Origin of the sequence: Ralstonia sp. RL, assembly GCF_001683835.1 — a bacterium.
GTDB lineage: Bacteria > Pseudomonadota > Gammaproteobacteria > Burkholderiales > Burkholderiaceae > Ralstonia > Ralstonia mannitolilytica.
On record NZ_LWRX01000044.1, the window covers coordinates 15493 to 29324 of the forward strand.

At 63.4% G+C, this 13832-nt stretch carries 17 protein-coding genes; 10 read left to right on the plus strand and 7 right to left on the minus strand.

All coding sequences use genetic code 11. From position 1 onward, the window contains the following. Positions 1-16: 16 nt before the first annotated feature. Positions 17-328 carry a cupin domain-containing protein gene (locus tag A6M56_RS04830; RefSeq protein ID WP_045786664.1) on the plus strand — a complete coding sequence of 104 codons (312 nt, stop codon included), beginning with the start codon at positions 17-19 and terminating at the stop codon, positions 326-328. A gap of 309 nt (positions 329-637) precedes the next feature. Here A6M56_RS04830 and A6M56_RS04835 read toward each other — a convergent pair whose 3' ends face one another. Both A6M56_RS04835 and lexA read right to left on the minus strand, forming a co-directional pair. Further along, positions 638-823 (minus strand): hypothetical protein, encoded by a 186-nt coding sequence (locus A6M56_RS04835; RefSeq protein WP_045786665.1) that lies wholly within the window; start codon positions 821-823, stop codon positions 638-640. A 136-nt stretch (positions 824-959) separates the two neighbouring features. Next, the gene (lexA, locus tag A6M56_RS04840; protein WP_045786666.1) at positions 960-1613 is read right to left on the minus strand and encodes a transcriptional repressor LexA; all 654 of its coding nucleotides are present in this window, start codon (positions 1611-1613) and stop codon (positions 960-962) included. A 243-nt stretch (positions 1614-1856) separates the two neighbouring features. On the opposite strand from lexA, the gene A6M56_RS04845 reads away from it, so the two are divergent. From A6M56_RS04845 to A6M56_RS04885, 9 genes are all read left to right on the plus strand, one after another. After that, complete coding sequence (locus A6M56_RS04845; RefSeq protein ID WP_286757826.1) at positions 1857-2633, plus strand: ferredoxin--NADP reductase; 777 nt, start codon at positions 1857-1859, stop codon at positions 2631-2633. 139 nt (positions 2634-2772) lie between these two features. Beyond that, positions 2773-3765 carry an asparaginase gene (locus A6M56_RS04850; RefSeq protein WP_045786667.1) on the plus strand — a complete coding sequence of 331 codons (993 nt, stop codon included), beginning with the start codon at positions 2773-2775 and terminating at the stop codon, positions 3763-3765. Positions 3766-3858: 93 nt separating this feature from the next. Next, positions 3859-4227, plus strand: coding sequence for a 30S ribosomal protein S6 (gene rpsF / locus A6M56_RS04855; protein ID WP_286757828.1), 369 nt, complete (start codon positions 3859-3861; stop codon positions 4225-4227). Positions 4228-4268: 41 nt separating this feature from the next. Then, positions 4269-4595 (plus strand): primosomal replication protein N, encoded by a 327-nt coding sequence (priB, locus tag A6M56_RS04860; protein ID WP_045786669.1) that lies wholly within the window; start codon positions 4269-4271, stop codon positions 4593-4595. Between the two features lie 12 nt (positions 4596-4607). Next, a complete protein-coding gene (rpsR, locus tag A6M56_RS04865) occupies positions 4608-4886 on the plus strand; it encodes a 30S ribosomal protein S18 (protein ID WP_180964250.1) in 279 nt (92 codons plus the stop codon). 24 nt (positions 4887-4910) lie between these two features. Beyond that, positions 4911-5363, plus strand: coding sequence for a 50S ribosomal protein L9 (gene rplI / locus A6M56_RS04870; protein ID WP_045786671.1), 453 nt, complete (start codon positions 4911-4913; stop codon positions 5361-5363). A 142-nt stretch (positions 5364-5505) separates the two neighbouring features. Continuing rightward, positions 5506-6897, plus strand: a complete 1392-nt coding sequence (locus tag A6M56_RS04875; protein ID WP_045786672.1) for a replicative DNA helicase — start codon at positions 5506-5508, stop codon at positions 6895-6897. Positions 6898-7046: 149 nt separating this feature from the next. Further along, positions 7047-7673 (plus strand): DUF47 domain-containing protein, encoded by a 627-nt coding sequence (locus tag A6M56_RS04880; RefSeq protein ID WP_045786673.1) that lies wholly within the window; start codon positions 7047-7049, stop codon positions 7671-7673. Positions 7674-7687: 14 nt separating this feature from the next. After that, positions 7688-8698: an inorganic phosphate transporter gene (locus tag A6M56_RS04885; RefSeq protein ID WP_045786674.1), complete on the plus strand. Its 1011-nt coding sequence runs from the start codon at positions 7688-7690 to the stop codon at positions 8696-8698. A gap of 69 nt (positions 8699-8767) precedes the next feature. On the opposite strand, the gene A6M56_RS04890 is transcribed toward A6M56_RS04885, so the two are convergent. The 5 genes from A6M56_RS04890 to A6M56_RS04910 all read right to left on the minus strand — a co-directional run bounded on the left by A6M56_RS04890 (position 8768) and on the right by A6M56_RS04910 (position 13813). Beyond that, positions 8768-9517 carry a C40 family peptidase gene (locus A6M56_RS04890; RefSeq protein WP_102079734.1) on the minus strand — a complete coding sequence of 250 codons (750 nt, stop codon included), beginning with the start codon at positions 9515-9517 and terminating at the stop codon, positions 8768-8770. Positions 9518-9658: 141 nt separating this feature from the next. Further along, positions 9659-10084, minus strand: coding sequence for a hypothetical protein (locus A6M56_RS04895; protein ID WP_045786676.1), 426 nt, complete (start codon positions 10082-10084; stop codon positions 9659-9661). 119 nt (positions 10085-10203) lie between these two features. Next, positions 10204-11922 (minus strand): PhoH family protein, encoded by a 1719-nt coding sequence (locus tag A6M56_RS04900; RefSeq protein ID WP_062739652.1) that lies wholly within the window; start codon positions 11920-11922, stop codon positions 10204-10206. A gap of 438 nt (positions 11923-12360) precedes the next feature. After that, positions 12361-12825 (minus strand): peroxiredoxin, encoded by a 465-nt coding sequence (locus A6M56_RS04905; RefSeq protein ID WP_286757829.1) that lies wholly within the window; start codon positions 12823-12825, stop codon positions 12361-12363. 94 nt (positions 12826-12919) lie between these two features. Continuing rightward, complete coding sequence (locus A6M56_RS04910; RefSeq protein ID WP_062739651.1) at positions 12920-13813, minus strand: 4-deoxy-4-formamido-L-arabinose-phosphoundecaprenol deformylase; 894 nt, start codon at positions 13811-13813, stop codon at positions 12920-12922. Positions 13814-13832 lie beyond the last annotated feature (19 nt).

The window sequence follows — 13832 nt, forward strand, 5'->3', positions numbered from 1 at the left end:
GCACCGGCCGATCGCCATGAAGATCATCCGCGCCAAGTCATTCACCGCCGATCGCGCCTGGGGCGCGCTGGACATCGCCAACATGGGTGGCATCACCACGCGCCTGCATTGGACGGATCAGCCTTACCGCTGGCACGTGAACGACGGGGAGGAGGTCTTCGTGGTGCTCGACGGCACCGTCGACATGCATTACCGGGAGGCCGGCAAGGAGAAGGTCGCTACGCTGGCCGTCGGCGACATCTTCTTTGCCGGCGTCGGATGCGAGCACGTCGCACATCCGCGCGGCGCGGCGCGGATCCTCGTCGTGGAAACTGCCGGTAGCGTCTAGCCGCGGGCAAAAAAAAGCCCGCAGTCAGCGGGCTTCGAATTCAGCGATCTCAATTGCCCCTGAGGGCACTGGCAATACTACTGTCACCCACGCCAAACAAAATCCGGGTAAACGTCTGTTTTGCTGACGGAACATCCGCGAATGTGGCGCTGCGGCAACACGCGGCCTGAAAAAACAGCCCGCTCAAAGGGCGGGCCGAAAATCAGTTGAAGAAAGCCCTGTCCTCAGGGCACGGCCAGTGTATGAAATCAGTTGCGGCGGCAGCATTGGGGTATGCCCTGATCGGCTGCCAAGGCGGGATTCCATCGCTCAGTAACCTTCAGCGCCCGCTGCGCGCGAAGCTGCCGGAATGGCATCCAGCATGCGGCAGATGGCGGCCATGCTGCCTACCATCGTGCGGCGCTGTTCCCCTTGATAGATACGCACGCCCTGGGTTTGGCGAAAGGGCACCGGATGCACCGGGCGGCGGCGGGAGGACATCGATCCGAGTCGCATGGCAGACCTCGTGAGTTCGGGTGGAAAGCGGGCGGCAAAACTCCGCCTTGGCGAGCCAGGGGCTCACCTCCGGGGTTGAGAGGAACAACGGAGAATGTGGGCGCCGAAGTTCAGGTCGCGACGTGCGCCCGTCGGGTTACGGGGCGGCAGGCCGGATCAGACCGACCGCCAAGCCCTCCAGGTGGAATTCGTCACGATCCAGGTCGACGTGGATCGGTTCGAAATCCGGGTTCTCGGCAATCAGCTCGACATGGCGGCCTTTGCGCTGGAAGCGCTTGACCGTGACATCGTCGCCCAGCCGGGCAACGACGATCTTGCCGTTGGCGGCTTCCGTGGCGCGCTGTACCGCCAGCAGGTCGCCATCCAGGATGCCCGCGTCGCGCATGCTCATGCCGCGCACCTTGAGCAGGAAATCCGGCTGGGCGGAAAACAGCGACGGGTCAACCTGATATTGCCGGTCGATATGCTCGGCCGCCAGGATCGGGCTGCCGGCGGCCACGCGGCCGACCAGTGGAAGCGTAAGCTGCATCAGGCCCATCGACGGCAATGAAAACTGGTGCTGGCCGGCCTCGTCGCCCGCCGTGCGCAGGCGGATGCCGCGCGATGCGCCGGGCGTGAGTTCGATCACCCCCTTGCGCGCCAGCGCCCGCAGGTGTTCTTCTGCCGCGTTGGGCGACGAGAAGCCGAACTCCGCGGCGATCTCGGCGCGTGTAGGCGGAAAGCCGGTGCGCTGGATCGTCTGGCGGATCAAGTCGAAAATCTGCTGCTGGCGGGCGGTGAGGGTGGCCATCGGTGCACTGTATATCTGAACAGGTGCTGTGATTTTATACAGTGGCGTGGGAAGCGCAAGTGATTTCGTTGAAACATGTTGCGCGAGTGCGGAAGCGCGCCTGATCCAGGTCAAAACCTGTGCCGCCAGTTAGAAGCTTATGCGCAATCCATGCAGGCGCGGCGGCGGAGAATCGCATAAAATCAAGGCCTTGACCGATTTTTGCACCGCCGTAGAGCCTCATTGGCCGGCCCGAACGTCACCATGTCCGCTTTCAATCAAGAGACCGTTCTGAGCGTCCACCACTGGAACGACTCGCTGTTCAGCTTCAAGACCACGCGCGACCAGGCACTGCGCTTCCATAACGGACACTTCGTCATGCTCGGGCTGGAAGTCGAGGGCAAGCCGCTGATGCGGGCGTACAGCATCGCCAGCCCGAACTACGAAGAGCATCTCGAGTTCTTCAGCATCAAGGTGCCGAACGGCCCGCTGACTTCCCGCCTGCAACACCTGAAGGTGGGCGACAAGGTGCTCGTCAGCAAGAAGCCGGTCGGCACGCTCGTGCTGGACGATCTGCTGCCCGGCAAGCACCTGTACCTGTTCGGCACCGGCACGGGTCTGGCGCCGTTCATGAGCATCATCCAGGATCCGGAAACCTACGAGCGCTTCGAAAAGGTCGTGCTGCTGCACGGCGTGCGCCAGGTGAGCGAACTGGCCTATGCCGACTTCATCACCAGCGAACTGCCGAACAACGAGTTCTTTGGCGACCAGGTACGCGAAAAACTGATCTACTCCCCGACCGTCACGCGCGAGCCGTTCCGCAACATGGGCCGCCTGACCGATCTGGCCGACAGCGGCAAGCTCTCGGCGGACATCGGGCTGCCGCCGCTTGATCCTGCCGTGGACCGTGCCATGATCTGCGGCAGCCCCGCCATGCTCGAAGACACCTGCAAGCTCCTCGATGCGCGCGGCTTCAAGATTTCGCCGCGCATGGGCGAAGCAGGCGACTACGTGATCGAGCGCGCCTTCGTCGAAAAGTAAGCTGCGTGTTTCACGTGCAGACGCCGGCCTGAGTGCCGGCGTTTTCTTTTGGCCGCCCTCGCCGAGGGCAATCCCCCGTCAACAAGGGCGTGACGGACAGATACAATGCGCGGCTTGCCCACCACGCATGTCCGCAACGATGTCCCTGCCTACCATTGCCATCCTCGCCACCGGCGGCACAATCGCCGGTTCCGCTGACGACGCTGGCTCTGCCGCACGCTACCGCGCTGGCGCTGTCCCCATCGACCAACTGCTGGCCGCGAGCAAGCTCGGCCTAGAGCGCATTGCCAACATACGTGCCGAGCAGGTCGCCCAGATCGACAGCAAGGATGTGTCGTTCGACGTGTGGGAGAAGCTTGTCTCGCGCATCCGGCACTGGATCGACGTCGAACGGGTGGACGGCGTGGTCGTCACGCATGGCACCGATACGCTCGAAGAAACCGCGATGCTGCTGCACCTGACCCAGCAGACCGATACGCCCATCGTCATGACAGCCGCGATGCGGCCTTCGACTTCGCTCTCCGCTGACGGTCCGTTGAATCTGCTCAATGCGGTGCGGCTGGCGGCCAGTCCCGCCGCGCGTGGGCAAGGTGTGCTGGTGGCGCTCAACCAGCGCGTGCACGCCGCGCGGGATGTGCAGAAGGGGCACACGTACGCGGTGGAGGCCTTCGTTTCGCCCGACATGGGCCCACTGGGCTTCGTGCTCGATTCGCACGTGCAGTTTCAGCGGTCTGCGCGCCCGCTTGCCGCCACCGATGTCTTGCCGATGCCGCCTGCCGGCCAGTGGCCGTGGGTGGAGGTGGTTGCCAGCTACGCCCAACCCGATGCGCGCCTGGTCGATGGGCTGGTCGCCGCCGGCGTGAAGGGCATCGTGGTTGCTGCAACGGGCGCGGGTTCCATCCACGCGAACCTCGAAGCGGCGCTCAACCGGGCCAGCCAGCAGGGCGTGTTCGTTGTTCGGTCGACGCGCACCGGCGCAGGCGTGGTGCCAGCGCAGCCCGACGGAAAGGGCTGGGCGTCGAGCGGTTCGCTCAATCCGTACAAGGCACGTGTGCTGCTCGCGTTGCTTCTGGCCTCGGGCCGCATCGGGCAAGAAGCAGGCGCCCTGCAGCAAGTCATTGATCGATATTGAAAAAATCCGCCGAGTCTGCGTATAATGGCAGGCTATTCAACCTTGCCGCACCGGAGTGTGACGCCCGGGCGGCTTTATCCATAAGGAGCGTCAATGCGTCATTACGAAATCGTCTTCATCGTCCATCCGGACCAGAGCGAGCAAGTGCCCGCGATGATCGAGCGCTACAAGAACACGGTCACCGCGCAGGGCGGTCAAGTGCATCGCGTCGAGGATTGGGGCCGTCGTCAACTGGCCTACATGATCCAGAAACTCGCCAAGGCTCACTACGTGTGCATGAACATCGAATGCGGCAAGGAAACCCTGGCCGAGCTCGAGCACGCATTCAAGTTCAACGACGCCGTGCTGCGTCACCTCATCGTCCAGACCAAGAAGGCTGAGACGGCTCCGTCGCCGATGATGAAGGAAGTGCAGCGCGAAGAGGCCAAGAAGGCCGCCGCTCAAACTGAACAGGCCGCCTGATGTCGCGCGGTGCGGCGTGATCTAGATCGCGCACCGCGGCCATGGACGGAATCCAGGGGAATAGCGTCATCAACCGTCTGCAACTCGTCGCCACGCTGGTCGAGCGCGAGGTCATGCGGTACACCCCGGCCGGCGTTCCCATCGTCAATTGCCTGCTGAGCTATAGCGGGCCGGCGGTGGAGGCGCAGACAGTGCGGCAGATCGAGTTTTCGATCGAAGCGCTGGCGGCCGGCAAGGTGGCTTCCGTTGTCGATCGCATTGCACCAGGCACTGTCCTGGATTGCGTCGGATTCCTGGCCCGCAAGCACCGCAGCAGCAAGACACTGGTCTTTCACATCTCCGGATGTAACGTATTCGTAAAGGATTGAATCATGGCATTCATGAACAAGAAGCAGCGCGACGCGAAGAACAAGAAGCGCTTCCAGCAGCAAAACCCGCTGTTCAAGCGCAAGAAGTTCTGCCGCTTCACGGTGGCAGGCGTTGAGCAGATCGACTACAAGGATGTCGAAACGCTGAAGGACTTCATCGGCGAGAACGGCAAGATCACCCCGGCCCGCCTGACCGGCACGCGCGCTCACTACCAGCGCCAGCTCGACACGGCCATCAAGCGCGCGCGTTTCCTTGCGCTGATGCCGTACAGCGATCAGCACAAGAAGTAATCGGCGGGACAAGGAGAACAAACGATGCAAGTCATTCTGCTGGAAAAGGTCATCAACCTTGGCAACCTGGGCGACGTGGTGCGCGTGAAGGACGGTTACGCCCGTAACTTCCTGATCCCGCAAAAGCAGGCCCGCCGTGCTACCGAAGCTGCCATCAAGGAATTCGAAGCCCGCCGCGCCGAGCTGGAAAAGCTGGCTGCTGAAAAGCTGGCCGCCGCACAAGCCGAAGGTGAGAAGCTCAACGGCCTGACGCTGCAACTGTCGCAAAAGGCAGGTGTGGATGGTCGCCTCTTCGGTTCCGTCACCAACCACGACATCGCCGAGGCGCTGAACGCGCAAGGCTTCAAGGTCGAGAAGGGTCAAGTGCGTCTGCCGAACGGTCCGCTGAAGACCGTTGGCGATCACCCGGTCGTTGTGTCGCTGCACACCGATGTGGCAGTCGATGTGACCGTGTCGGTGCTGGGCGAGGCTGTCTAAGCACGTACGCTGTACCTCGTGACGGCCGGGTAACTGGCTGGCGCGAGTCAAGAAGGCAGGGACGAAAGTCTCTGCCTTTTTTTGTTGTCTTTTGTATCGAGGGTTCAGATTGAAGACCGAGCAGCGCCGCTATAATCCCGCCATGAATGCGCCCTCCGATCCCCAGCTCGATTCCCTCAAGGTGCCTCCGCATTCCATCGAGGCCGAACAGTCGGTACTCGGCGGGTTGCTGCTGGATAACGCCGCATGGGATCGCATTGCCGATTTCATCAACGAGCACGATTTCTACCGCTACGACCACCGGCTGATCTTTCACCACATCGGCAAGCTGATCTCGCAGGCCAAGCCGGCCGACGTAATCACCGTGTACGAGCAGCTGCAGGCCGCGGGCAAGGCGGAAGAGGTAGGCGGCCTGGCGTACCTGAATGCACTGGCGCAGAACACGCCGAGTGCCGCCAACATCCGTCGCTATGCCGAGATCGTCCGCGACCGCGGCGTGCTGCGCCAGCTGGTGACGATTGCCGACGAGATTTCCGCGGGCGCCTTCAATCCGCAGGGCCGCGATGTGCGCCAACTGCTGGACGAGGCCGAATCGAAGGTCTTTGCGATTGCCGAAGAAGGTGCACGGGGGCAGAAGGGCTTTCTTGAAATCCAGCCGCTGCTTACGCAGGTCGTCGAGCGCATCGACGAGCTGTATCACCGCGACAATCAGAACGACATCACCGGTGTGCCGACGGGGTTCGTCGACCTGGACCGCATGACCAGCGGCATGCAGCCGGGCGACCTCATCATCGTCGCGGGCCGGCCGTCGATGGGTAAGACCGCGTTCTCGCTCAACATCGGCGAACACGTTGCCGTGGAGCAGGGCTTGCCCGTCGCGGTGTTCTCGATGGAAATGGCCGGCACGCAGCTGGCCATGCGGATGCTGGGTTCGGTCGGCCGGCTGGATCAGCACCGTCTGCGCACGGGGCGCCTGCTGGACGAAGACTGGCCGCGCCTGACGCACGCCATCCAGAAGATGAACGATGCTCAGCTCTTCATCGACGAAACGCCAGCGCTCAACCCGATGGAGTTGCGCGCGCGTTCGCGCCGGCTGGCACGGCAGTGCGGCCAGCTCGGCTTGATCATCATCGATTACCTGCAACTGATGTCGGGCTCAGGCGGCGGTGGCGAAAACCGCGCGACGGAAATCTCCGAAATTTCCCGTTCACTCAAGGGCTTGGCCAAGGAACTCAATTGCCCGGTGATTGCGCTGTCGCAGCTGAACCGAAGCCTGGAACAGCGTCCCAACAAGCGTCCGGTGATGTCGGACTTGCGTGAATCCGGCGCCATCGAACAGGATGCCGACGTGATCCTGTTCATCTATCGTGACCAGGTGTACAACCCCGATTCACCGGACAAGGGCACGGCGGAAATCATTATCGGTAAGCAGCGTAACGGCCCGATCGGTACCGTTCGGCTGACCTTCCTGGGTGAATACACGAAGTTCGACAACTTCACCGGAGGCAATGCCTTCTTTGACAACGACACGTAAGCTGCCGGACGTGTCGGCCTGCCACAACGTGCCGCGCGTGGCACGCGGCTGGCTCCGGTAAAATATTGCGTTTTGATGACAGCGCCAGCGGCGATCCCGACTGGCGCTGTTTCTACGACTCCTGCGTTTTTCCGTTTCCAAGGATCATCATGTTCGGTCGCTTCATGCCCACCGAAGGCAAGTTTTTCGAATACTTCAACCAGCACGCAGAGTGCGCCGTCAAGGCGGCCCACGCGCTCAAGGAGTTGGTCAACGACTTGCCCAATGCCGAAATGCATGCGCGCAATGTGCAGAACTTTGAGAAGAAGGCCGACCGCATCACGCATGACACGGTGGAACTGCTGCACAAGACGTTCATTACGCCGCTGGACCGCGACGAGATCCATAAGCTGATCACCACCATGGACGACATCCTCGACCTGATGGAGGACGTGTCGCTCACGATCTCGCTGTACGACGTGACCAACGTGACGGATGAAGCCCGCCAGCTCGCGGGCATCTGCGTGGCGTGCTGCGAGGAAGTCCGCAAGGCGGTGGCGCTGCTCAGCGACATGAACAACGGCCGCCAGATCCTGACCATCGCGCAGGAGATCGATCGGCTCGAGTCGGAGGCCGACCGCGTGATGCGTGCCGCCATGGCCAAGCTGTTCCGCACAGAAAGCGACATCAAGCTGCTCATCAAGCTCAAGGCCATCTATGAGCAGCTGGAGAGCATCACCGACTGTTGCGAGGATGTCGCCAACATCATCGAAGGCATCGTGCTCGAAAACGCCTGACGAGACGACGCCTCATGCATACGCTTCAGATCAGTCTCTGGGTGGTCGTCCTTCTGGTGGCGCTGGCCATCGTGTTCGACTTCATGAACGGCTTTCACGATGCCGCCAACTCTATCGCCACGGTGGTCTCGACGGGCGTGCTCAAGCCGCAGCAGGCAGTGGCCATGGCCGCCGCGTGCAACGTGATCGCCATTTTCATCTTCCACCTTAAGGTGGCGAGCACCGTCGGGCGGGACACCATCGACCCGGCGATCGTGGATCACTACGTCATTTTTGGCGCGCTTGTGGGCGCCATCGTGTGGAACATCATCACGTGGTATTACGGCATTCCGTCGAGCTCGTCGCACGCGCTGATCGGCGGGCTGGTCGGGTCGGCCGTGGCCAAGGCCGGCACGGGTTCCCTGGTCGCAAGCGGGCTGCTCAAGACGGTCGCGTTCATCCTCATTTCGCCGCTGCTGGGTTTCATCCTCGGCTCGCTGTTGATGGTGGCGGTGTCATGGCTATTCTTCCGAACGCCGCCGTCCAAGGTGGACCGGTGGTTCCGGCGCCTGCAGTTGCTGTCGGCGTCGCTGTACAGCCTCGGCCATGGCGGTAACGACGCGCAGAAGACCATCGGCATCATTTGGATGCTGCTCATTGCCGGCGGTTATGCATCGGCGACGACGCACGAGCCGCCGATCTGGGTGATCGTCTGCTGCTACGTGGCGATCGGCCTGGGTACGCTGCTCGGCGGCTGGCGCATCGTGCGCACGATGGGTCAGAAAATCACCAAGCTCAAGCCGGTAGGGGGGTTCTGCGCTGAAACCGGTGGTGCGCTGACGCTGTTCTTCGCCTCCGCGCTGGGCGTGCCGGTATCGACGACGCATACCATCACGGGTGCGATCGTCGGTGTGGGCGCGGCGCAGAAGGCGTCGGCCGTGCGCTGGGGCGTGGCAGGCAACATCGTGTGGGCATGGATCCTGACGATCCCCGCCTCGGCGTTCATGGCTGCGATCGCCTGGTGGATCGGCAAGCACGTCCTGTAAGCGGGTCTGCAGCACCCCAACGAAACGCCCACCAGACGGTGGGCGTTTTGCATGGAAGCCAGCGATTCGTTATTGGGTTGCGAACCGCGCGATGGGGTCGTCGTCGACGGCGGGTGTCGCAGCGGCGGGGGCACGGGTGGACATCAAGCTGTCCGCTTGTGCGCTGCGTGCGCGGGCCAGGGCGCCGAGCGGGTCTTCCTCCACTGGCCGCACTGGGGCCGGCGCAGGGCTGGGCGTGACAGTCGGAGCGGGGGCCGGGATATCGGGCAGGCTGCCTGCCGCCACCACACGGCGAGCCCCCGCGTAGCGGCTCGCCCAGTAGGACTTCGTCATGTCTTCGAGACGCACCGTGCCGCCCGTGGCCGGCGCGTGGACAAACCGGTTCTGCCCGACATAGATGCCGACGTGCGAGTTCGGCTGGCCGGTCGTATTGAAGAAGACGAGATCCCCCGAGGCGACCTCACTGCGGTCCAGCGGCGTGCCGCGCCGGCCCATCTCGGCGGCGGTGCGGGGCAACGTCACCGAGGCCGCGCGTTGCACCACGTAGCGCACGAGTCCACTGCAATCGAAGCCGCTATCGGGTGTGTTGCCGCCGTAGCGGTACGGCGTGCCTACCAAGGCCATCGCCTCGATGGAGATTTCCTCCAGGCCGGCACTCGGGTCCTGGATAGGCGCGCCGCGCGTGCGCAACCCCATGTCGCGCGAGGCGGTGGGGCGGGAGGGCGTCGACGAACAGGCAGAGAGCAGGCACGTCAGCGCCAGCAGGGCGGCGCCCGCCAGTCGAAGATTGCCTGAGTGAAAACCGTGCCGCGTCAGCATGCGCCGTCAGAAAAGTCCGGATAGGTCGCATGCTATGCGTGCGGCGTCGGAAAGCCAAACGGCGTGTTGGCGAGGCGCAACGCCAAGCGGGGTGCGGCTCGCAGGATTCTGGCCCGATGGCGTCGCGCTTTGCGGGAAGCTTTACCAGCGCAGCTGGACGTTGCGCGTACTGCCGGTCTGCACGGTTGCGCGCTTGGTGGTGCCTTCGTATGTGGCGATGACGTTGTAGCTGGCCGGCGGGGCCTTGATCAGGCAGCGCGGTCCATCGGCGCGGAAGCTTGCAACCTCCTTGCCGTGCCGCGTGAGTTTCACGTCGACGTCGGCAAGGTACTCACCGCGCGGCCCCTGCGTGAAGAGCAGGGACAGGTTGTAATTGCGTGCCTCGGCATTCAACGCCTGCTGTTCATCCTGTGCAACGCCGCCACAGACATAGCTGATCTGGCCAGCCGTTTGCGGGGTCTGGCTGCCGGCAAGCGCAACGGACGCGCCGGCGGACAGCATCATCGCCAGCGCCGCCGAGGTCAGGGTGAAGTGCGATCGGTTGTGCGGATTTCGCTGCATGGGCATCGTGGGCCTCCGTCAAAAGAAAGGAGTGACCTAGACGCTGCAGCAAGAAAAGGGCCGCGCACATGCGCGGCCCCTTGGCACAACGGTTTGGGGCGGACAGATTCGCCGTGTGGTGACGGTTACAGCACGTCAGTGGCGTGATCGGCCAGTCGCGAGCGCTCGCCGCGCGCGAGCGTAATGTGCCCGCTATGGCTCCATCCCTTGAAGCGATCGACCACGTAGGTCAGGCCCGACGAACCTTCGGTCAGATACGGCGTGTCGATCTGCGCAATGTTCCCTAGGCACACGATCTTGGTGCCCGGGCCCGCGCGGGTGACCAGCGTCTTCATCTGCTTGGGCGTCAGATTCTGCGCCTCGTCGATGATCAGGAACTTGTTGACGAACGTGCGGCCGCGCATGAAGTTCATGCTCTTGACCTTGATCCGCGAACGGATCAGTTCCTGCGTGGCTGCGCGACCCCATTCACCGGCGTTGTCGTCCGACTTCTGCAGCACTTCGAGGTTGTCGTCGAAGGCGCCCATCCACGGCTGCATCTTCTCTTCCTCCGTGCCGGGCAGGAAGCCGATGTCTTCGCCCACGGGCACGGTGGCGCGCGTGATGATGATCTCGTTGTAAAGCTTCTGGTCCAGCACCTGCTCGAGGCCCGCGGCCAGGGCCAGCAGCGTCTTGCCGGTACCCGCCTGGCCAAGCAGCGACACGAAATCGACTTCCGGGTGCATCAGCAGGTTCAGCGCGAAGTTCTGCTCGCGATTGCGCGCCGTCACCCCCCAGACGTTGTTTTTCTGATGCGTGAAATCCTTGAGCGTCTGCAGCACGGCGGTCTTGCCGTTGAGCTCCTTGACCTGTGCATACAGGGGCAGGCTGCCGTCGTTGGGCTCCAGGTACACGAACTGGTTGACCAGGAACGAGGGCACGAGCGGGCCCGACAGGCGATAGAACGTGGTGCCGGTCTTCGGGTCCTGCCAGCTCTCGATGTTCTTGCCGTGCTTCTGCCAGAAATCGGCGGGCAAGGCCATGACACCGCTGTAAAGCAGGTCGGTGTCTTCCAGCACGCGGTCGTTGAAATAATCCTCTGCCGGCAGGCCAAGCGCGCGCGCCTTGATCCGCATGTTGATGTCCTTGGACACCAGCACGACGTTGCGGTCGGGGCGCTGCTGCTGCAGCGCGGCCACCACGCCCAGGATCTGGTTGTCGGCCTTGCCTTGCGGCAGACCGTCGGGCAGCTTGATGTCGTTCAGGCGTGTCTGGAAGAACAGGCGCCCCTGCGCATCGCGGTTGCCGAGCTTGGCCAGCGGCAGACCGTCGTCCATCACGCCGTCCGTGCCGGCCACGAGCTGGTCGAGCGTGCGGCTGACCGTCCGGGCGTTGCGCGCCACTTCGCTCATGCCCTTCTTGTGGTTGTCGAGCTCTTCCAGCGTCATCATCGGCAGATAGACGTCGTGCTCTTCGAAGCGGAACAGCGAGGTGGGGTCGTGCATCAGCACGTTGGTGTCGAGCACGAACAGCTTGGTCGGCCCTTCATCGCGGCGGGTGCGGCGGCGCACGGCGGTTTCGGTCGAATCGCCCGTGGCGCTGACCTTGTCGACCGCCTTGGCAAGAATGCCGGCATGTTCGCGCGACTCTTCCTTTGCCATGGGCGATGCCTCGCCGGAACGCGCGCGGGTCACGTTGCGTTTGGGCTGCGCACGGCCGGTTTCCGACAAGGCTTCGCGTTCGAGTGCGGGCACCGGTTTTCGAGGTTCCTGACCCGCCTTGGGCTTTCCGGCTTTGCCGAAAGGCTTGAATTCAGCCGGGTCAAGCAACTGGGCTGGCTGGGTGGGCATGGTCGGCAGCGGCATGCTTCGATTACCTCTCTGGGTGGAACAGCGACAAAACACCGCGCCCGTTGATCACGGCGCGATGCTGGCGGGAAACGTGGGAGGGGATGCGGGAGCGCCGCGCGAATGACGGCCACAAAAAAGCCGCCATGACCTGCGAGAGGCGGGGCGGCCTGGATGAACGCCACAACAGGCTGCACGTTTCAGACGTTCTCCCAAGTCTGGCTGCCGGGAAAAACGCTGAAGCGGTATCCGGCCAACTTGGCCGCCGGTACCGTCGTGGGCTATCGGAATGGCATCCGGATTTCGTACTCATCGGTTCCGACTGTATCGGAACCCTTTGTGATTTGCAATCTGTCACATGTGACGTCCGGTGTGGAGGCGACAGCGCGAATGGATGAAACAGTGTGGCGAAAGGCAAGCGGGGCGTGCGCTGCCCGGCGCTTGCCGCAGCGCCTTTTACAGGGCGCGTACCGCCGTCAGCACCTCTTCCACATGGTTGGGCACCCTAACCCCGCGCCATTCCTGGCGCAGCACGCCCTTGGTGTCGATCAGGAAGGTGCTGCGCTCGATGCCGCGCACGTCTTTGCCGTACATCTTCTTCATCTTGATGGTGTCGAAGAGATGGCATACGGCTTCATCGGCGTCGGAGATCAATTCAAACGGCAGTTCCAGCTTGGCCTTGAAGTTCTCATGCGACTTCAGGCTGTCGCGCGAGATGCCAAACACCACGGCGCCTGCGGCTTCGAACAACTCGTACTGGTCGCGGAAGTTCATCGCCTCGGTCGTGCAGCCGGGCGTGTTGTCCTTCGGATAGAAATACAGCACGACGATCTTGCCGCGCTGCGAAGCCGGCGAGAACGTGACGCCGCTGGTCGCGGGCGCGGAGAAATCGGGAAGGGGCTTGTCGAGGGAGACGGGCATGGTGTGATCCGGAAAACCGCGGAAAAAAGACTGCTGGCGCACGGACGGGCGCGTCTACAACTCCGTAGGCTGCCGTGCTTGCGGCAGCGCGGGCTCACGTCGGCTGGACGATCAGGCTGCCACTGCGGCCGGCAACCTCGCCCCACGTGACGGGCTGCACGGGCAGGGTATTGCGATCCAGCGTCGCATAGTAGTCGCCCATCGAAGCCAGCCTGTGACCCTGCGCGCGCCAGCCGCGCAGCAACTCGCGGAAGATCGGGGCGAGTTTCTGTCCTTCAAGCTCGGCGTGCAAGGTAAAGACCTGGTCGTGATCGGATTCGGTCATGTTCAGGATGTGCCGCGCGACGGTGTCCGTCGTCAGGCCGTCCACGCCGATCAGCTCATCCAGTGTGGGCAGCGTGGTTGGCAGCTGCACGTGGTTCAGCGGTTGACCGCCGACGCTCGGGATGTACGGATGCGTGCCGCGGCCGTCGGAGGCGTAAGCCATGCCCCAGGCGTCGATCTGGCGGAAGGCATGGTTGTTCATCTGCCAGCCGGCAGCGCCGTGCGTGACGGGCGGCTTGCCGAAGATCTGCACGAAGCGTGCGTGTGCGGCGCGCATTTGGTTGGCCGTCCACGCGGCGTCGCGCTGGCGGACGTTGTCTTGCCAGCGCACGTGGTCCCACGTGTGGATGCCGGTCTCGAAGCCTGCCTCGGCAATGGCGCGCATTTCGGCGGCAGCCTTGCGGCCGATGTCAGGACCGGGCAGCAGCACGCCGTACATCAGCGTGCGCAGGCCGTAGTGCTCCACCACGGAGGTACGCGAAACCTTCTTGAGGAAGCCTGGGCGGAACGCCCGGCGCAGCGCCCAGCCGGTGTGATCGGGGCCAAGGCTGAAGAGGAAGGTCGCGCCCGCCTCGTGCTCACGCAGCATGCGCGCGAGATTGGGCACGCCTTCGCGGGTGCCGCGCAGGGTGTCGACGTCGATCTTGAGGACGATGAGAGCCATTGAACCTGCGCGGGTATTG